Source organism: Clostridioides sp. ZZV14-6345 (assembly GCF_020657775.1).
In the GTDB taxonomy this organism is placed as follows: Bacteria; Bacillota; Clostridia; order Peptostreptococcales; family Peptostreptococcaceae; genus Clostridioides; species Clostridioides difficile_D.
In genome coordinates this window covers 1-265 of sequence record NZ_JAGWCX010000255.1, presented here as the reverse complement: position 1 = coordinate 265, position 265 = coordinate 1, and the positions used below count along the sequence as shown (strand labels likewise).

Annotated in this window: 1 protein-coding gene; it reads left to right on the top strand. The window is 22.3% G+C overall.

Annotation, left to right across the window (positions count from 1 at the left end; all coding sequences use genetic code 11):
- Nucleotides 1–80 precede the first annotated feature (80 nt).
- Nucleotides 81–265, top strand: a 185-nt coding sequence (locus KGF39_RS19695; protein WP_227823604.1) for a hypothetical protein, incomplete at its 3' end; no start/stop codon positions are given.

Sequence of the window (265 nt, the reverse complement as noted above, 5' to 3'; positions counted from 1 at the left end):
TTTTAGTTTTATCTACTTTTAAACATTACTATGATAAAAAATTAATTAAAATATCTTTGTGAGAAAGGATAATAATATAAATGTGTTTTAAAACTTATATACTAAAAAGAGAATTAAATAACAAACAACTAGAGATAACTCGAAGTTTTGACTTAGATAATCTAATTTGTACTGCAACAGAAATTTTAGAAGACATTGAAATTGATTTGATAATTATAGATGAAAAAAATACTGTTGTTTGGAGAAATGAAAAAAGCACTCCCCA